Genomic DNA, 18,582 nt, shown 5'->3' with positions numbered 1-18,582 from the left:
CTATAAACTACAATTCGAGTAGGAAGTTTGTCTTTACTCCCTACATATACATCATGTAATTCATACACTTGGCCAGGTTGTAATTGTTTCATGATGTCTTCCAAATGAATCTGTATATATACCGGTCTCAATTGAGCGGGTTTTGTTTTAAATACCACTGTTTCGAATTCTTTTCTATATATTTTAGTTGGTAACTTAAGACGTGATAAATAATATCCTTGCTTATCCTGAATAGACTTAAAGTCTTGTAAACGAAAATATCCTAAATCACGAATATATAGTTCATTCTTTTGTGCCATGTCTGTTCGAGTCGCACTATATGCCTGATCACTTCGTTTTCCTGGTTCAATTTCCACATCAGAAAATTCTCCACTCAACAAATCATACTCTAGTTGAATTTTCACACCAGCTTTATGACTACATCCTCCGGCACCAGGATAAGTAGTTGCGAATCGATCTGGAACTTGGAAGGTTGTAGAATCAAGAACGAGAATCCGCTCAAAATAAGCAGAAAGAGAATTAGAAATCTTAGATACTCCTCCAATTTTAGCTTGTAGAAGTGTAGTAAATACAGTTCGAAAGAAGGCTACAGAAGCCGAATTAAATCGTCGATTAAGTCCCTCCGGACTTAATAAAATTCCTGTTGAAGTTTCTAATTGACTACAAAGTTGAGTAAGAGAGGTAGTAGCGATTTGTTGATTTAACCATACACACAAAGATAAGAAATGGTGCCCGTGGCACTTACGTTTTCGTTTCATCCCGCCTGCTTCTATAGCTAGTTGATTAAGTGTAGCGGGAGACATATATCGATATAACTCTTCAGCAAATAAAGATAACTCTTGTTTTTGGTGCATATTCATAAAAAGCACGTCACCCTTTCTCATTAACATAAGAGAATAGTAACGTGCTTTTAGCTTCAAAAATAGTCTAAATCCTTAAGTTGATGGATGTGGGGTATCGCCACATACCCACCGACCTAAGATTTTAAAGTACCTCTAGAACGAAAATTTTATGCACCGTTGACTACTGATCTAAAATGTACATCCCTTTTGTTTACTAGTGGTTCACTTATCTAACCTAAAGATAAGTATGTGGTTCTTTTACAATTTGAATTTCTTTTTAAGCTTCTTATATTTTCTATATGAACGTCTAACAATGTTTAACATGAAATACGGTATTTTAACAGGGAGAGGCAATTTATAAATGAAAGGCAAGTAAAATGTAAAATATGCCTTTTCTAGATCTCTCCACTTACTATCTTCTTTTGTTTTTAAGAAATCAGATACATCGACTACATATCCCCTTCCGTTTTCCATCATCACATTTTTCCCGTGAACATCACAAGGAGTTAATCCTTGTTCTCTTGCATACTCTAAAGCTTCATTGATATCGAGGATTACCTGCTTAGGAATTTTAATCCCCTTATGAATAGCATCGTATAAGGTAATTTCTTTTAAACGTTTCAATACTATGAAATTTTCTCCTTTATATATAAGCCTCGAATAAGAAGGATGATTTCCGATTCTTCGGTATACTTCTGACTCTTTTTCAATTCCTTCTCCTTTTCGCGCATAAACTTTCACTACCCAACCTTTGTGTTCTTTGTGCATAAATACTGCGGCATAATTACCTGTCCCTAAACACTTCCAAAGTCTAGGAATATCTTTAACTACTACAGGCTCGAATTCATCCTCACTTCTTATGCTTACCTCTTTTAATAATTCGTCCTTTATCAATCCCACAAAACTATTTATACTCATCATTTCCACTCCGTTTTTGCTAAAAGGGGTCCCACCCCATCGCTATTAAGCTAAGAAAATACAACTACTCCAGAACGAGATTTTGTCCTAACTTGTAATAAAAATAAATCCTATTGCTATAAAAGACAACAATTTTTCGTTCTTGGAACATCATAAATATTAACTTTATAACAGTGGGCTAGTTTAAAATTGCATCAAAAACCTAATTGAAATTAAATCAGGAATGTTATTTCAACCGATTTTCACCTGCTAATTTGCAGGTGAACTATTTTCTATTTCATAACAATCCACCAATATTTCTTTTAAATATTCCTTATATTTGGAGCGTAGCATTTCCGGAGAAATGATTTTAATTTCTTTATCGAAAGACAAAAAATACTGAACCAGAAAATCCATCTCCTTTTCTCCAAAAGTCACAATAATGTATTTGTTTTGTTATTCTTCTTGAAGAGACATGTTATCGTAAATGCGTTTATAGAATTGTTCAACCCCTTTCTCACTAACTTTAAAAGAAAAAGGTCGTTGTGTATTGAATTGTTTTCTATATAACGAACTAATTGTCTCTTCAGTAAAAGGAATGCTTTCCTTATCTTCATACTTTGTATTTTGAATATAGTCACAACGGAAATTTCGAAATTCTTTTTTGTCTAAATCCCAACTAAAGCAATACCAATTTCCATTTGTGATTAATAATCTTAAGGGTTGAATGATTCTTTAATTGTTGCCATATCGACAATCATTGATTTCTATTACCTTTTTATTCAGTATGGCAGAGAAGAGTTCTTCTCAAAAGTACGACTCCTTTTTTTGATTTATTCCTACAAATCGGATAACTTGATCTGCCTCATGAACTACCTCTTTTTGCCTCTTTGGGGTCCCATATCAAAAAAAGAAAATTGTACATTTGGACACAATTTAGACGCAAAATATCCAATTCCTTGTACGATAGGGAATCGGATATTTATTTTACTGTTTTATATAGAGTACAATTTCTCGCTTACGAGGTCTGTGTAGCAACCGAACCAAATCTTACTTTAAGTATTAATGGACATCAAAAATAGTAATGATTAATCCAGATTAACATCCATCCGATTCACAATTACATATACCAATATGTTAAATGGCCAAATAATACAAACGGTATGAAGTGAATTTCTACTCTTTTCATACCGTTTTAAATTTGTTTATAAGTTTCATACGAAATTCGTGGAAAGATGGCAGCATCTCTTTATAAACAAGGATCAAAAGTTACCATACCTGACAACGGAAATATTAATGTAACTCTAGTTCCTTTATTCACTTCAGATTCAATGCCAATTTTCATTCCTAATTTTGAGCACAGTTTTTCGCATAGATACAAACCCATTCCTGTACTTTTGCTAAATCTCCTTCCATTCTCTCCAGTAAATCCTTTTTCAAAAACTCTATTTATATCTTTAGTTATTATCCCTACTCCATTATCTTCTATAGTTAGTATTACTGAGTTAGTTTTCTTAATTGTGTAGATACGTATCATTTGTTCTTTGTTATTTGAGTACTTTATAGAATTTCCTATTATTTGATTAATAATAAATTCAACCCATTTTCCATCACTATATACAATCTCATCAATATCCTGTATATCTAATTTTATTCTCTTATGAATAAAATCTCTATAATTTCTTTTAATTACAGTTCTTACTACATCATCAAGGTTGATTGGTTTTATAATATAGTCCTTATCGACATTATTGCTTCGAGAATAATACAGCACCTGTTCTACAAACCCTTCGATTCGATCCAATTGTGAGTCTATTTTATTAGTTACTTCATTTTGATTATTTTCAATTATTAGCTTGGTAGAAGCTATCGGCGTCTTAATTTCATGTACCCATGTTTCTATATATTCCCTATAATCTAATTGCATGTCTCTATAATATTTTACATTTTCATGCATATCTCTACTTACTTCTTTCAGTATATCGTTAAGCTTTTCCCCATGTATAAAGTTTGCTTCCTTTACTACCTCTGGTAGTAGGTATTTTCTCTCCAAGTTTTCTAATATGCCATTAATCTCATTATAATAATTTTTACATTTTATAAATTCTATAACCATATATGAAATCAATGGAAAAAACCAAATACAAAAGACAAAGAATATTATAATGAACTGAACATTCGCAGTCAGCAATATACCTGATAGTATAATAAATACCAGTACATTAGATAGTATTACTACCATTTTATCTTTAAAAAATTCACCTATATTCATGGCATTATATACCCTAAGCTTCGTCTTGTTGCAATTGGATTTTCTATACCTATCTCTTCAAGCTTTTTTCTTAATCTATTTATATTAACAGTTAAGGTGCTATCATCCACAAAATAATCAGATTTCCATAAAGTTTCTATGAGCGAATCTCTTTTTACAATATTTCCGCGATTATTTATTAAGCATGATAGTATTTTAACTTCATTTTTAGTTAACTCTACAGACTTGTCTTGATAAGTAACTGTTGCATTTGAAAGATTCAAATTAAAATCTCTATAAATTAAGATATGATTCGTCTTGAAATCTCCAGATGTTCTTCTTAAAATGTTTGTTACTCTTGCTAATAGTATTTCTGTATTATAAGGCTTTGTTATAAAATCGTCTGCTCCTAAATTCATACTTATTAGTTCATCTACATCACTATCTCTGCTTGTAACCATGAAGATTGGAATATCTGAAGTTTTACGTATTTCTCTGCATATATAATAGCCATCGAACACAGGAAGATTTATGTCTAGTAATATAAGGTCTGCATTCTCACTTTCTATATATTCGATAATATGATTAAAATCTGTGGGAGCCTTTACTTCATATCCATACTTTATAAAAAAATGTTGTAATTCTTCTCTGATGATTTCATCATCTTCAATCAGAATGATTTTTTTCATGACTTTTCCCTCCCTATACAGAATATAAGGCTATTACATCTTGAGAAACAAGGTGTAATAGCCCTAATGAGCATTATAAAATCAAGTATTACTTTTTACAATATTTTTATACCCGACATATGTCGTGTAGAAATATACTACATAAACTACAAGAAATACTAAGCCAGTCATCAATGCTGGTAAGGTAATGTCTGTTTGTTGAAATGTGTTAATAAAATTATTGACTAAATAAATTCCAACTACAGAATGAATTAGGGCAAGAGTAACTGGAAGACTAAAGTATACGAAAGTTTGAATGAAAATCGTTTTGTCGATCATTGTTCCGTTTGAACCAATTCTCTTCAAAGATTTATATCGATCTATGCTATCACTGGCTTCTGATAATTGTTGAAGAGCTAATACAGCCATACTCGTTATTAAAAATACAATACCTATATATAGCCCAATAAACAGTATGACAATTTTCAACCCCTTATTTTCCGCATAAGCTTTATCCTTTGATATGCCTCTTATAGACAAAATATTTAATTTTGGGCCATTTTTGTCATAAAAGACCGGTGTAACGTTATCATATTTTTTATTATATTCTTCTCTATTTTCATCTAAATAATTTACATTGAGTACGGATGTACTAATTTTGTAGCCTGATACAAACTCATCATTTATAACAATTGCGAAGAAATTAGTTATCCCCTCAGAAGTGTAAAGGTTCTCTTGTATAACTTCAGCATTTTTTACCAGATATTCTTTTTCTTTAATATTCATCTTATTGCTATTTTTTAATCTTTCATTTATCGAATTAACCAACCGGTCATTATTTGATAAAAATAAAACTTCATTGTTATTTAAAGTGATTTCCTTTTCGCCTTTAAGATTTAAAATTTTATTATAATCAGATACTTTAATAAAATCCGCACCGCTATCCCTAAAATCTTTAAATACTTCTGGTACAAAGTCCACCACTTTCATCCCTATTTGATATACATTATAAGATACATATTTTTCATTATTACTTATTTTAAAATTAAATTTATTTAATACGTCTTCTATAGTGTAACTTTCATCCCTATTCTCCAACATAATACTGGCATCAAATGGTGTTGCTTCTTTCATTGTTGCATCTATACTTCTTTTTAAGCTGATTCCTGTAGATAAAACCACCATTGTAAGGAATAACATTAAACAGATTAAAGACATGGATATAAAATTTGTATTAACCTTACTATTTATTTGTTTGATGATAAATATATTTAACCCTTTAAAATAGACTTTTTTATTTTTCTTTACAACATATAATATAAATCCAGATAAACTAAAGAAAAACAGAAATGTACCTAATATGCCAAGAATGATTGATACCATGAACATAGGATTCATATAATTCAATCCGATTTTTAATACAGTCACATATGCATATCCCAGTGATGCTACACACATAATAAATGTGATTACATAGATAAGAGGATTTCTAAATTTTATATCTTCGTTTTTTCTACCTGCTGTTAACATATCAATTATTTTGTATTTAGAAACAACATATACATTAAATAACATAACAAGCAAAAACATGATTCCAAAGTATAATACGGTTTTACCTATAGCACCTGTTGAAATTGCAAATTTATATTTATTCATAGGCAAGTCAAATAACTTTAATGCAAATGTAGATAATCCCTGTGATACTCCAATACCTATTATAAGCCCACTCACTAAAGATATAACGCCAACTAGAAATGTTTCTGTTACTAATATTCTAGATATGTTTCTTCTTCCCATACCTAAAGTCATGTATATTCCTAATTCTTTTTTACGTTTTTTGATTAAAAAATTATTTGCATACAATATTAAACCACCTAATATTACAGATACAAATACTGACACATTTGAGATAACTTTCATTAAAGTAGGCACATACTCTCTACCTGAAGCGTCAATTTCCATAAGTGCTTTTTGTGATTCTATTGAGTTAAAGCTATAAAATATACAAACAGCCAGTGTTAGCGTTAAGAAATATATCGTATAATCTTTAAGACTTTTCTTTACATTCCCACTAGCAATCTTAAAGTACATTATTATCGTCACCTCCAAGAAAGGTTATAACTTCGATAATTTTAGTAAAGAATTCTTTTCTGGAATCATTCCCTCTTACCAACTCGATAAATATTTTTCCATCTTTAATAAAAAGAATTCTACGAGCATAGCTTGCTGTAAATGCATCATGAGTAACCATAAGTATTGTAGCTTTTAAATCCTTATTTAGACTTTCAAATCTTTCGAGTAATAATCTAGCTGATTTAGAATCTAACGATCCTGTTGGTTCATCTGCAAGTACTAAAGATGGATCTGTTACGATGGCTCTTGCCGAACCAACCCTTTGTTTTTGTCCGCCTGACATTTGATAAGGGTATTTGCTTAATACTTGTTCAATGTCTAAATATTTTGCAACTGCTTGTATTTTCCCATCAATTTTTGAACTTTTCTCACCTTTTATTGTTAACGCTAGGGCAATATTTTCATAAGCAGTAAGGGTATCTAATAAATTAAAGTCCTGAAATATAAACCCTAATTCATTTTGTCTAAACTTATCTAGTGACTTTGATTTTAACCGAGTAATGTCACTATTATTTATCATTATTTTTCCCGTAGTAACATTATCAATAGTTGATATACAGTTAAGTAATGTAGTTTTGCCACTTCCTGAAGGCCCCATTATCCCAACAAATTCTCCCTCATCTACCTTAAAACTAATATTATCTATTGCCTTTGTTACATTATCTTTATTACCATAATATTTTTCAATTTTTTCTACACTTAATATATTTCGCATTAATACTTCTCCTTTTTCATTATAAAAATTCTTTAACTCCCATTCATTTTATATAATTTCATTTATAGTATCGGTGGAATTACATTTCATTAACATTACATTTTTGTTATATTGAGTGATACCTCTACATGTAAGTCATCAGAAATCGCGATAGTATAAGTAAAGATTATTCGATGCCTTACCAAAGAGGCAGATAAATGTATGGGTATCTGTTTTGGTGCAAAAAACGATAAGACTTATGTAATTGGTGGAAATAAACAAACTGGTTACGGCGTAACAACAGCTCTATTTAAAAGATATGGATTCATAGTCATTTCAGAAAAAGATTTTGAAAACAGAAAAGGATTTGACCTTTAAGGCCAAACCCTTTTTATTATTTCGCAACTAGTTTTTCTTTCACTTTCGCAGGAAGCTCGTCCTTCTTCACTTCTTCCCAACCTGATACATCTTTTTCACCTTTTTTATCAGAGTAGTAGACGCGTAGAATGCTTCTTTACGAAGTTTTTTTGAGTATTGAATTCTAATTCTTTTTCTTTATCGTCTTTATCAAATCCAGTTAAATTAAAACGTTCTGATGTTTCTCCTTTACCAATCAAAATACGTACAGATTTTAAATTCGGATGGTTTGCTAGAGTTGCGTTAAAGTGTTGAAGGTACGCTTTATAGGAAAAGCCCTAATTTACTTCTTCATATTCCTTCATAATTTTATAAAAGGTGTTTTTCTTTAGTTCTAACATTTCCATAAATATAACAGCAGTTATTTCTCCATTCTTCCATTTTGAATGAGTTTCCTCTATTAAAAAAATTGATTGTTCCCCAAAACACAAAAAACACACTAAATTCTCATAAATAACTGTTGTAGTGATATGAATTTTTCATTTTGGGATACTTTAAAATATTAGCTTGATAGGTATGGAACAACAGTCTAATATGCTTGAATTATAATCAGTGTAAGCAGCTAAAAAAGTAATTGCTGGAATAGAAGTTAAGCATATGATCAAAAAAGGACAAACTCTCCAAGGTGAGAAATTTGTCCAAAACCATAATCTATTTGATTTCACAATATAAAATTCGATTCCGCTAGCAATCTTTCTTTTTTCATATCTCACGATTTTCACATGAGAACCCAAAATAGTGGATTAGAATAATGATTTAATACTTGCTAGTACAGTAAGGATACCTATAATAATGACAAATACATTGCTCGCTTTCCCTTTGTATTTAGCTAGTACCGGTACTTTATAGATCGCATACATCGGTAATAGACATAAGATAGCAGCTACTAACGGACCGCTAAGAGCATCAATAAGTCCAAGAATACTTGGATTTGCATAAGCAACATACCAACATGTTAATACGACAAAAGTAAGGATAATTGTCTTAACTGTTTTTTCTCCTATATCTTTCCCACGTGTTTGACTGGACTTGATAATCATGTCACGCATTACTTCATATGCTCCTATATAGTGTCCAAGGAAAGACTTTGTTATGGCCGTAAAAGCAATGATAGGAGCTGCAATAGTAATTACAGGCGAATTAAGCTCATTAGCAAGATATGACAAGATTGATAAGTTCTGTTCTTTTGCCATCATGAGATCATTTGGAGTCAAACTTAAGGTACTGCTCCAAACAAAGAACATAACAACAGAGAATGTCATAATATAACAGACTTTTTGTATTTGAGCACACTTGGCATTAGTAGCTTCTATTCCATAGGTAGCTCTTTGTTTCATAACAAATGATGAAATCATTGGAGAATGATTAAACGAGAATACGATGATTGGTAGAATCATCAATATCGTTCCAAAATATCCTGTTCCTGTTGAAGCAGTAGAAACATTTGAAAAACTAAGCATTGACGTATTCCACTGTGGAATCAAAGATAATGCGATAAAAAGTAAAGAAGCTATGAAAGGATATACTAGCATGCTCATTATTTTCACAGTGATATCTTGACCAAAATTTAGTATAGCGATAAGACCAAGTACTAATACAAGCGATAAAATGGCCCTTGGAGGTTCTGGCATATGCAATTGATGCACGATAAAACTACTTGCAGTATTTGTAAGTGCAACCGAATACATCAGCACGATCGTATAAATTGAAACAAAATATACTATGTTAAAAATAATACTTGCCTTATTTCCGAAATACTCTCTTATTGTCCCTGTTATCCCCTCATCAGCAGAATTAGAAGCGTAAATCATTTTAGCAAGCGCCCTATGTGAGTAATACATTACAGGGTATGCTAGTATGGTAATTAGTAGTAATGATAATAAACCACCTGAACCTGCATTAATAGGTAAAAAGAGTACTCCTGCTCCAATTGCTGTTCCAAAAAGGCTCAATGCCCAGGTAGTATCCTGCTTATTCCATTTTTTAGGATCTGGATATTTATCATTTTTTACTGCAGTATTATCAGCTTGAAATTCTATGTTTTTTGCAGTATTCCCATTCATATAATACTTCCTCCTTGTGTCCTATTCTTACGTCTCTTTTTAGACTTAGGAATATAGATCGTTCTTGAAAAATGAATTGCTTAAAAAGTGCGCCACATCGTTTATCCTTCTTCTCATTTGACCAAAATCAAAAATTCCACTAGTCATCAACCTGATGGGTTTGTTACCACTTACAAAATATTTCAATTATATAGTAGTATATTTTAGTGGTAATTCCCCCAATATACAGACATCCTTAGGCGAACAATAGAGAATAAATTTGTTAAAATTTTCACAATGTATCCGATAACTGTTCATTGATCTAATTGTTTCTCTCCAAAGATTTTATTTTTAATGGAAATCCCTGTAGGTGTAGCGGCAATTCCGCCTAAACCTGTCTCTCTTAACTCGCGAGGCATTTGTCTTCCAACTCTATACATCGCTTCAATAACTTCATCAGCACTGATGAGATTTTTTACGCTGGCTAATGCGATATCCGCTGCCGCTAAAGCATTTGCCGTTCCAATGGCGTTTCTCTTTACACAAGGAATTTCTACCAAACCAGCGACCGGATCACACACTAAACCAAGTAAATTTTGTAATGCGGTTGAGAAAGCTTCAGAAGATTGTTGTGGTGTTCCTCCGGCAGCTTCTACCGCTGCTGCAGCCGCCATTGCTGAGGCACTGCCCACTTCAGCTTGACATCCTCCGTACGCTCCTGAAATACAAGCGTTGTTTGCGACTATCGTTCCAAATAACGCTGAAGTGAATAGAAAATGAATCATATCTTCATGACTTAACTGCAACGTATCTTTAATACTAAATAAGACTCCCGGGATTGTCCCACTCGCACCTGCTGTTGGAGTTGCACAAATAGCCCCTAATGCAGCATTTACTTCATTAACACCGATAGCACTTTGAATCCCTAACACCATCAAATCGCCAGAAAGAGTTTTCCTATTTTCTCGATAATTTTTAATCTTAACAGCATCACCTCCGGTTAAACCGGTTGGAGAAAATACCCCGTCGCCCTCGATACTTTTATTTATGGCATTTTCCATAGTCGCTAAATTTCGTTCCATTTTACTCCAAACTTCTTCATAAGAAGTTTTAGTTTGTTTGATTTCCTGTTCCATTGCTAATTCATAAATTGGCTTTTGGCTTCTATTAGCTGCATCCACAATTTCTTTTATGGTCATATACATTTTTTTCACTCCTTAATGGAACTAAAGAATAATAAGGTTAGCTATATTACTTAAATTTTCCAATTCCTTCTGCGCATTACCAGGCAATAGAGAATCCAAAGCGAATGCATATAAATATTTCGTGTTATCTTCCAAACTATGAAAGTTGTTAATTTCCACATCATATTGTTTAAAGATCCTTCGTAAGACAAATTCAAAGTCAGCTCTTTCAGAAATCGCAATAATAACTGGCAATGGCCCCTGCAAATCTAAGCTAAATCCGTCAATTTCAACATGTTTGACTTCAATCAATCCACCACCGACCGAAATACCCATCGTTCTAATACTTCGACTTTCATCCTCTAAATGTACATCTGCCGTATTTGGATGACCAGCAGGACTATCACCCGCTTTTTCAATAAAGGTAATGTCAATTCCTTTAGATTCTGCTATTTTAATAGCATCTGGCACTTTGCTGTCATCGGCAGCAAATCCCAATATCCCAGCAATAATTGCAAAATCAGTTCCGTGACCTTTATGGGTTTCAGCAAATGATTCATAATACTTTACCACAACTTTTTTTGGAAGACCTTGAAATAATTTATTGGCAACTGTTCCAATAGCCAAGGCACCTGCAGTATGTGAACTTGAAGGACCTATCATTATTGGCCCAATCACATCAAAACAACTTTTGTATTTAACAATCTTTTTTTCTTTAATAGATGCTACATTCATATTCATATAAACACCCCCATAATTTGTTATTTTTAATTGCAGTTGAATCTAAGTTATTAAAATGACTGATTCAAAACAAGACCTCATTGAATGCGTTTTCATTCTCATATCAAATACACTTCCTTTTAATCACATACCTTTCTTAGAGTAATCATGTCAGTATGTCCAATTTTAAAAGGTTACTTGCAATGCCATTAGGATTTTTGCAAAAAACTAGGTTTGATACTTTCCCTAAAGGTAATAAATTCTCTCTCGACGCCCTCATTATAGCTTGTATATTTATGAGCTCAATATTTTTTTATTTTTAGAAAGATTGAATAAACAGAATCTTGAATGAGTAATAGATTACACTTAGCATGTAGCAATTGTGTCCTTTATTTGAAGCTGTATTAGTTACTAGAAAAGCAAAAATAACACAGAGTTTCTTTCATTAAAACATTGATTATATTGGAAAATCATTATAATGATACTTATATTGTCCTTTGTTAAAACATCTAATTTTGGAAATGAAAGCTGTTACAATAAATAATAAATGTAGATGACAAGGAATCCATTAATGAAACATAAACTCATTTCCTGATATTAATAATTAATTTTGCATTAATATACATTTTCAGAAAAAAGGAACTTCTTTTTATACTCTTAACTTGAAGTACTACTTTGGCAATATCCACTAATTTACACCATCCATATCTCCAGTTATGGAAACCCTAATTAGATTTTAAAAGAGAGAAGAACATTTGTGAGCTCTTCTCCCTTTTTTATTTACTTAAGATTACTATTCAAATTGTTTATTGCAATTACTTTAGCCTGACTTTTATATTATAAATTCTAATTTCCATACTACTTCACAAGCCGATAAAAGGAAAAAAGTATCGATTCCGTCAAAATTAATTTATAAAAGAACTTTGTTTTCCTGTAACAAATTATTTATCCTGCTATTCATTGGCAATACACTTCCACACTTAATAAATGTTCACTTTATATCCGTTTGCAATATTTGCACATACCACGCCTCCGATAATAATAAGTATTTGTAGCGTCAAACAGAGCTAATCCCCAAATTGGCCATAATAGCTCTGGACCTTCCAATGCCCATCCCCTATGATCTAGCCCCCCTTTATTAATAAACCCCTCGGATGTACATCAAACCAGCTGAAGTAACCATTATGGAAACAAGTGAAGCACACAAAAAACAACTCCAAAATCCACTTTTATTGTATATTTTGGAGTTACTTGACGTTTACCTTACAAACACAAGTAGAACAGTTCAAATCAATTGAACTGTTCTACTAAGGTTATTTCATTTTTTTAACCTAATCCCATTTTGACAAATTAAATTGCAGCTCCAACAACCACTGCTATCACAAAAACTAAATCACTATATATTTTATGTTTAACTAGTTTTATTGATTATAAGAATATTCATTTTGGTTTTGCAACACCCTCAACGTGAATACATGTACTTTTTCATACGGATATTACTTACCTCTGTAGGTTCATAATCTCTGTATGCCTAATTAATTGTTTTAAAACAGTTACATCAAAACATAAATTTTAATGTTTAATGACTTTTGATATTTCCTGATATTCCAATGATTTTGAGCTACCCGACTGGATTTTTTTTGCTAATTCATTAGCATAGTTTGTTGTTGCCGGCGCAAATTTATTACGATCCCACTGATGATTTCTAGCGATTTGTTCATCAGACAGATTATAATATGAATAAGTTACTCGTCCTTGCACATCTGGAATTGGATCATCAAAAGTTGTATCAAGATGGTACCATTTCCCTTCAATTTTCACTTGATTCCAAGCATGTGGTTGTCCATTTCCAGTTCCTGTTACAATATGAGTTTCTATTCCAGCCTCTTTTAACAATTGATACGTTAATAATGCATACCCTTGACAAACAGCAGAGCGGTTTGCTAAAGCTTCATATGCTGTATAAGCTTGGAAAGAAGTATCATAAGAAACATGCTTTACGACATAATCATGGATTACTTTTACTTTTTCGTGTTCATCCATACCAGCTTTGATAATGGAATTGATAATTGATTTTGCTTGCGCCTTTACATAGTCCGTTTGTCCTTTGGATTCACGATATGTAATCTTTACTGTAAACGTGTAATTTCCTGGAATACCACGAACGGAATATTGCGTATGCGAAATATTATGATTCAAATATTCGTTAGATTCGACTGCCTTGTCATATTCTTTAACAAGTGCGTTTAGAACCTCATTAATATTAGAGTTTTGGGATTTGTATGTCATCGTTATATTTTCTTTTTGATTATTAATATGAGTTTTTATTTCATTTTGAAATGCGTCTAATAGTTTCCCATCAGGTCGTGAATTATTATTTACAGATGTAGTATTTGTATTCCAAACACCATTACTTTCAAGGTAGTACTGTTTACCATTATCTTGGATCCAGCCTGTTTGCATCGCTCCACTTCCATTGAAGTAGTACCATGCTCCATTTACCTGCTGCCAATTTGTTTGCATCGCTCCGCTTCCGTTGAAGTAATACCATACTCCGTTTACCTGCTGCCAATTTGTTTGCATCGCTCCGCTTCCGTTGAAGTAATACCATGCTCCGTTTACCTGTTGCCAACCTGTTTGCATCGCTCCGCTTCCGTTAAAGTAATACCATGCTCCGTTTACCTGTTGCCAACCTGTTTGCATCGCTCCGCTTCCGTTAAAGTAATACCACGCTCCGTTTACCTGCTGCCAACCTGTTTGCATCACTCCGCTTCCGTTGAAGTAATACCACGCTCCGTTTACCTGCTGCCAACCTGTTTGCTTCACACCGTTTACATTATAGTAATTCCATACTGATCCAGTTTGTTTCCAACCTGTATCGGCACTTGTGTAAGTAGCTACTGTTGATCCCATCACTGTGAGACCAACTGCCATAGCTATAACTTTTATATTCTGTTTCATAAATCTAATATTCCCCTTCTCTTGACCTATTTATCTATCAAACATTAACAATGAGGGCGTTGCAAAACTAAAATAAATACTCAATATTATAAAATGACACTTTCATTAGTAAATATTACTCTCCTCACTAATTGTTAGTTGATTCAATCGAGATTTTACGAGCAGTTAATGTAGGATAAATTAGACCAACTAGCCAAAAGATGACGATGCAACTCTTTGTCTTTCCGCTTATGAAACGCATAATACATAGCCTCTTTGTTATAAGAGTTATCTTAGTCAATATTAGCGATTAAAGCAAGATTTGACATTTATTTATCTATATAAACATATTAAACATATGGTACGTGAAATTTTTAAACAGCGCATTAGGGGGAAATTCAGGTCAAATGTTATGTTAATTATACGGAATTCAGATTTATTAACCATTTTGTTGTCACTTCTGTATACTGAGTACCTGTTATAATAAGAGGTTCTTTACATTCGGGACGTTTGCTTTTTGCAATATTGACTTGATGATCTATGTCTTTCAAACAGCTTTTAATATTTAGGATTTTTTGAGAATCATATTGTTAGCGATAATAGAATGTAAGTAATTACGAACATCTATGTGTTGAAATGAAAGTGAACGAATATTCAAAAATTAACTTTCATATTTATAATAAATAAAGAGCACTTTTAACTTGATATTGATGTGACGTAACCTTAAGTATTTAGAAATTTAAAAAAGTCCCTTAATAAGGTTAAAGGGACCTTACTCACACAAATAATCTGTAAATCAATTCATTTTTGATATACAGATCATTTGTATGATAATTTTTATAAATAATTGCTAAATAGTGAATTTACATAAATGCTTTTAGAAGTTCTTGAACTAATGGGATTGCTCCACCTATAAATTTTAAAACTGCCATTGCGATTTCCATATTATTCTCTCCTCTTTTTTCATATTAAGATGTGGTTAATCTTTATACTCTCATTATAGTAAGCGCTTACAATTATAACAATACATTTCTGTATGCAATATTGCATATTTATACGTTTAGACAAAATTAGACCTCTATTAGTCATTCTTTAATGGTACCATAACGAGGTGAGAGTCTTTAAGGGTTCTCCTTAATAGGAGGAAATATGGAAAGAGTGCAAGAGATTGACAGTAATCTAAAATTTAAGGGTTGGGTTAAACAGGTATTAGCTGTAGGAGGAATGTTAGGGTTCTGCTACTTAGTCCTATATGTTTTCTGTTTCTTAGTTACTATGTAAATATTATACAACTAAACTAGTAGAGTCTTGCCTAGAGAGGTAAGGCTCTTTTGTTTTGTATGAGATGAGCAAACTACATACAATACCTCTCAGGTTTGTCAGATTACTCTGTATGGCGCCTTTTTTCTCTATGTTCTAAAAACATTAACTCCTATCATTGAAAGTAAACAAACTTCTATTTAAAAGTTTCCATTTCTATTGAAAACACAATTGTATTGATAAAAAATGTCTTTTTACTAGATACATATTAAAAAGACAGGCATAAGTTATATTACGCTTTGGTAAAATCTTTTTATCTTTGAAAAGGACTTACATCTTATTAATAGATTTGAATCCTTTTTGTATATTATATTTATATTAACATATAAATATAATATATTAAAAATAATTTAAATGCAAGAATACTAGTATGGGTACCGCCACATCACCATCAAGTTAAGCTTATATAAGTTTAATTTTACATAGAATTTTTCTCTTTTCCAAAGGTCCAGTGTAAGTTCTTTAAAGATCTGCATACGAAATAAACCCTATTCGGTTTCAATTTTTTTGATTGTGTTACATGATTGTGAGACATAGTAAAGTCATATACGACGTCTAAGATATCAAAGACTGTTTTCTTCTTGTATCGGTGAGATTTTCGCCCGTTTTGATGGAGGAGATTGAACAAACGAAGTAGAAGCTTTGATAGCTCTTGGGTGTCTTTCTGTATAGCTCGGAAAAGAAGAAGAAAGTAATCTTTAATCATATATAGGGCCTTATACTCAATCAGTTCTCGTTTCTTTTTTATAAGAAGTAATTGCCGTATTTGAAACATGGTAGAATAACAGAGTAGAATGGCAATCAGTTGCCCATACAAATGGCATTCCAATCGTTCTCGTTTTATCTTTTTACAATGATGAATGTGAAAGAATGATTTCCACGTTTTAAATAAAATCTTGATTTGCCAACGTGATTAATGCTGTCAACATACCAAAAAGAGTCCTGATTGATAAGGACTCTTTTTTGAACTTTTACAAAAGTAAACTTTTAAACACCTAATTAAAATTCTATTATCTATTTTACCACTTGGACAGATACTGGCTTCCAACCCTGATTCTCTACCCAATCAATATCAACCTTATATTTTTTATTACTTTGTTTATCTCGTATATTACCGTAAGCTTTATTATTACCATTATTCCCAATAAAATCGAAAATCAATTGGCTCTCTGGAACATCAACAGCATAAGAAATTGCTTCTTTCATCTCACTCCAATCTACTGTTCCTTCTTTAAATTTCATTTCAGGTTTTGTTCCTTGCTTTGTACCAATTGGCTTCCAAGAAGGATTAGTTTGAGAACCCTTTTCTTGAGATACCGATTTTTCTGCTTTTTGTTTCTCTTCTAACAGTGCTGCTTCTTTCTCTTCATTTTTCTTCTCTTCTAACAGTGCTGCTTCTCTCTCTTCACGTTTCTTCTCTTCTAACAGTGCCGCTTCTCTCTCCTCACGTTCCTTCTCTTCTAACTGCGCTGCTTCTTTCTCTTCACGTTTCTTCTCTTCTAACTGCGTTGCTTCTTTCTCTTTACGTTTCTTCTCTTCTATCTTTGTTGCTTTCTTTTCTTGAGCAATTGCTTTCTTTGATGTATCAGAAGGGGAAAACAACTGGTATGTCACTACACCAACTGTCACTAATACCAAAGTAAATGCAATATTAAAAATCACCTTTTTACGACGATTTTGTTGTTTTTCTTGAAACCTGCTTACTTGTCCCATTTTTTAAACCTCCGAGTTTATTTTCTCTTCTAATCTTTATGCATTTCTTATAATTCTTAATATTTTTATTAAACGATGGAAATGAATTACAATTCCCATACAAGATTTCATATCATAATAAAATTTGTGTTTTTTCAAGCATCTGACATATGTTATTCAAAAATATTTTAATACATTAAAAATTGATAAGCATCTGTTCGTAAGAAACCTTCAATTTTATTCAAAGGTGATTCCAATTACGTCCACATTAGATCTCCTGTAGAAATCTTTTTAACAATTAAGCCCCTTCTTCCCTTATTTATAATTTTCAAATTAAACTGCCCTCTATGGTACAATAAAGATGTGTTGTTTTCTACTGGGGTATGTCGTAAAATCAAAAGGGATTTTATCTCTTTTACCTTTCTCTCAGAGTAACTTTCACCACTAGGAAACTCTATTATTCCTAATGTAATCTTTAATTCGCTTTCATCAAAAATCCAATCCTTATTAAGTTCCCTTATCTTTTGTATAAAGCTTCTTTTGGTTTTTCCTATATAGATTAATGTTTCATTCTTAGCATATACTCTAGAGATTGCAAATATTCCCTTCTTAAAAGCTTCTTCTCTATTATAAAAATCATTTAAACTATACAATCCATACCACTTAATATGTACTGTTTCTATTAACCTCACCTCATTTTTAGATAATATTATAATTTCTGAATGTTCAAATTATTATGGATACATAGCCTTGATTACTTGAATTATAAATAGTGCTTTTCA

At 32.0% G+C, this 18,582-nt stretch carries 15 protein-coding genes and 7 pseudogenes; 2 read left to right on the top strand and 20 right to left on the bottom strand.

All coding sequences use genetic code 11. The features are described from left to right. From JDS95_RS24990 to JDS95_RS24960, 8 genes are all read right to left on the bottom strand, one after another. Nucleotides 1-860 (bottom strand): IS4 family transposase (locus JDS95_RS24990; RefSeq protein ID WP_199647737.1); only part of this gene is annotated, 860 nt, incomplete at its 3' end. Between the two features lie 240 nt (nucleotides 861-1,100). Continuing rightward, the gene (locus JDS95_RS24985) at nucleotides 1,101-1,760 is read right to left on the bottom strand and encodes a protein kinase family protein (RefSeq protein ID WP_000026521.1); all 660 of its coding nucleotides are present in this window, start codon (nucleotides 1,758-1,760) and stop codon (nucleotides 1,101-1,103) included. A 249-nt stretch (nucleotides 1,761-2,009) separates the two neighbouring features. Then, nucleotides 2,010-2,177, bottom strand: coding sequence for a WYL domain-containing protein (locus JDS95_RS32215; RefSeq protein ID WP_226534320.1), 168 nt, complete (start codon nucleotides 2,175-2,177; stop codon nucleotides 2,010-2,012). Nucleotides 2,178-2,195: 18 nt separating this feature from the next. Further along, entirely contained in the window at nucleotides 2,196-2,468 is a 273-nt protein-coding gene (locus tag JDS95_RS32210; protein WP_255293897.1) for a WYL domain-containing protein, read from the bottom strand. 520 nt (nucleotides 2,469-2,988) lie between these two features. Then, on the bottom strand, nucleotides 2,989-4,011 hold the full coding sequence (locus JDS95_RS24975; RefSeq protein WP_144467505.1) for a sensor histidine kinase: 1,023 nt from the start codon (nucleotides 4,009-4,011) through the stop codon (nucleotides 2,989-2,991). Further along, nucleotides 4,008-4,679: a response regulator transcription factor gene (locus tag JDS95_RS24970; RefSeq protein ID WP_000720518.1), complete on the bottom strand. Its 672-nt coding sequence runs from the start codon at nucleotides 4,677-4,679 to the stop codon at nucleotides 4,008-4,010. The genes JDS95_RS24975 and JDS95_RS24970 overlap by 4 nt, the downstream gene beginning before the upstream one ends. Before the next feature lie 81 nt (nucleotides 4,680-4,760). Then, nucleotides 4,761-6,749, bottom strand: coding sequence for an FtsX-like permease family protein (locus JDS95_RS24965; protein ID WP_144467506.1), 1,989 nt, complete (start codon nucleotides 6,747-6,749; stop codon nucleotides 4,761-4,763). Continuing rightward, on the bottom strand, nucleotides 6,739-7,506 hold the full coding sequence (locus JDS95_RS24960; protein WP_144467507.1) for an ABC transporter ATP-binding protein: 768 nt from the start codon (nucleotides 7,504-7,506) through the stop codon (nucleotides 6,739-6,741). The genes JDS95_RS24965 and JDS95_RS24960 overlap by 11 nt, the downstream gene beginning before the upstream one ends. 201 nt (nucleotides 7,507-7,707) lie before the next feature. Between JDS95_RS24960 and JDS95_RS24955 the strand changes: the two genes are divergently transcribed. Beyond that, a complete protein-coding gene (locus JDS95_RS24955) occupies nucleotides 7,708-7,863 on the top strand; it encodes a hypothetical protein (protein WP_000510450.1) in 156 nt (51 codons plus the stop codon). 16 nt (nucleotides 7,864-7,879) lie between these two features. Here the strand turns inward: JDS95_RS24955 and JDS95_RS24950 are convergent. Continuing rightward, a pseudogene (locus JDS95_RS24950) lies at nucleotides 7,880-8,090 on the bottom strand (DUF1093 domain-containing protein); the annotation flags it as partial. A 90-nt stretch (nucleotides 8,091-8,180) separates the two neighbouring features. Beyond that, a pseudogene (locus JDS95_RS31255) lies at nucleotides 8,181-8,321 on the bottom strand (integrase); the annotation flags it as partial. 142 nt (nucleotides 8,322-8,463) lie between these two features. Here JDS95_RS31255 and JDS95_RS32205 point away from each other — a divergent pair. Then, nucleotides 8,464-8,574, top strand: a pseudogene (locus JDS95_RS32205) (IS6 family transposase); the annotation flags it as partial. Nucleotides 8,575-8,645: 71 nt separating this feature from the next. Here the strand turns inward: JDS95_RS32205 and JDS95_RS24945 are convergent. The 10 genes and pseudogenes from JDS95_RS24945 to JDS95_RS24915 form a co-directional block, all read right to left on the bottom strand. Beyond that, nucleotides 8,646-9,965, bottom strand: a complete 1,320-nt coding sequence (locus JDS95_RS24945) for an aromatic amino acid transport family protein (RefSeq protein ID WP_001014200.1) — start codon at nucleotides 9,963-9,965, stop codon at nucleotides 8,646-8,648. Nucleotides 9,966-10,258: 293 nt separating this feature from the next. Further along, nucleotides 10,259-11,149 carry an L-serine ammonia-lyase, iron-sulfur-dependent, subunit alpha gene (sdaAA, locus tag JDS95_RS24940; protein ID WP_000282014.1) on the bottom strand — a complete coding sequence of 297 codons (891 nt, stop codon included), beginning with the start codon at nucleotides 11,147-11,149 and terminating at the stop codon, nucleotides 10,259-10,261. Between the two features lie 21 nt (nucleotides 11,150-11,170). Continuing rightward, nucleotides 11,171-11,869, bottom strand: a complete 699-nt coding sequence (gene sdaAB / locus JDS95_RS24935) for an L-serine ammonia-lyase, iron-sulfur-dependent subunit beta (protein ID WP_001056998.1) — start codon at nucleotides 11,867-11,869, stop codon at nucleotides 11,171-11,173. Nucleotides 11,870-12,844: 975 nt separating this feature from the next. Beyond that, nucleotides 12,845-13,049 (bottom strand): annotated as a pseudogene (locus JDS95_RS31900) (hypothetical protein); the annotation flags it as partial. 371 nt (nucleotides 13,050-13,420) lie between these two features. Next, nucleotides 13,421-14,809 carry a transglutaminase domain-containing protein gene (locus JDS95_RS24930; RefSeq protein WP_199690854.1) on the bottom strand — a complete coding sequence of 463 codons (1,389 nt, stop codon included), beginning with the start codon at nucleotides 14,807-14,809 and terminating at the stop codon, nucleotides 13,421-13,423. A gap of 410 nt (nucleotides 14,810-15,219) precedes the next feature. Next, a pseudogene (locus JDS95_RS32200) lies at nucleotides 15,220-15,437 on the bottom strand (ABC transporter substrate-binding protein); the annotation flags it as partial. 214 nt (nucleotides 15,438-15,651) lie between these two features. Next, nucleotides 15,652-15,838, bottom strand: a pseudogene (locus JDS95_RS31250) (hypothetical protein). Nucleotides 15,839-16,631: 793 nt separating this feature from the next. Further along, nucleotides 16,632-17,018 (bottom strand): annotated as a pseudogene (locus tag JDS95_RS24925) (IS4 family transposase); the annotation flags it as partial. A gap of 104 nt (nucleotides 17,019-17,122) precedes the next feature. Then, nucleotides 17,123-17,821 (bottom strand): YrrS family protein, encoded by a 699-nt coding sequence (locus JDS95_RS24920; RefSeq protein WP_000532009.1) that lies wholly within the window; start codon nucleotides 17,819-17,821, stop codon nucleotides 17,123-17,125. 236 nt (nucleotides 17,822-18,057) lie between these two features. After that, complete coding sequence (locus tag JDS95_RS24915) at nucleotides 18,058-18,492, bottom strand: hypothetical protein (protein ID WP_002038451.1); 435 nt, start codon at nucleotides 18,490-18,492, stop codon at nucleotides 18,058-18,060. Between the last annotated feature and the right edge of the window lie 90 nt (nucleotides 18,493-18,582).

The sequence above is a fragment of the Bacillus cereus group sp. N24 genome (genome assembly GCF_016483345.1).
GTDB classification, from domain to species: Bacteria; Bacillota; Bacilli; order Bacillales; family Bacillaceae_G; genus Bacillus_A; species Bacillus_A toyonensis.
The sequence above is the reverse complement of the archived record's forward strand: the minus strand, read 5'-3'. Positions and strand labels throughout refer to the sequence as shown.

Coding starts and splice junctions, on each gene's coding strand:
- JDS95_RS24985 (WP_000026521.1), bottom strand. CDS start 1,760: ATGAGTATAAATAGTTTTGTGGGATTGATAAAGGACGAATTATTAAAA.
- JDS95_RS24975 (WP_144467505.1), bottom strand. CDS start 4,011: ATGAATATAGGTGAATTTTTTAAAGATAAAATGGTAGTAATACTATCT.
- JDS95_RS24970 (WP_000720518.1), bottom strand. CDS start 4,679: ATGAAAAAAATCATTCTGATTGAAGATGATGAAATCATCAGAGAAGAA.
- JDS95_RS24965 (WP_144467506.1), bottom strand. CDS start 6,749: ATGTACTTTAAGATTGCTAGTGGGAATGTAAAGAAAAGTCTTAAAGAT.
- JDS95_RS24960 (WP_144467507.1), bottom strand. CDS start 7,506: ATGCGAAATATATTAAGTGTAGAAAAAATTGAAAAATATTATGGTAAT.
- JDS95_RS24955 (WP_000510450.1), top strand. CDS start 7,708: ATGGGTATCTGTTTTGGTGCAAAAAACGATAAGACTTATGTAATTGGT.
- JDS95_RS24945 (WP_001014200.1), bottom strand. CDS start 9,965: ATGAATGGGAATACTGCAAAAAACATAGAATTTCAAGCTGATAATACT.
- sdaAA (WP_000282014.1), bottom strand. CDS start 11,149: ATGTATATGACCATAAAAGAAATTGTGGATGCAGCTAATAGAAGCCAA.
- sdaAB (WP_001056998.1), bottom strand. CDS start 11,869: ATGAATATGAATGTAGCATCTATTAAAGAAAAAAAGATTGTTAAATAC.
- JDS95_RS24930 (WP_199690854.1), bottom strand. CDS start 14,809: ATGAAACAGAATATAAAAGTTATAGCTATGGCAGTTGGTCTCACAGTG.
- JDS95_RS24920 (WP_000532009.1), bottom strand. CDS start 17,821: ATGGGACAAGTAAGCAGGTTTCAAGAAAAACAACAAAATCGTCGTAAA.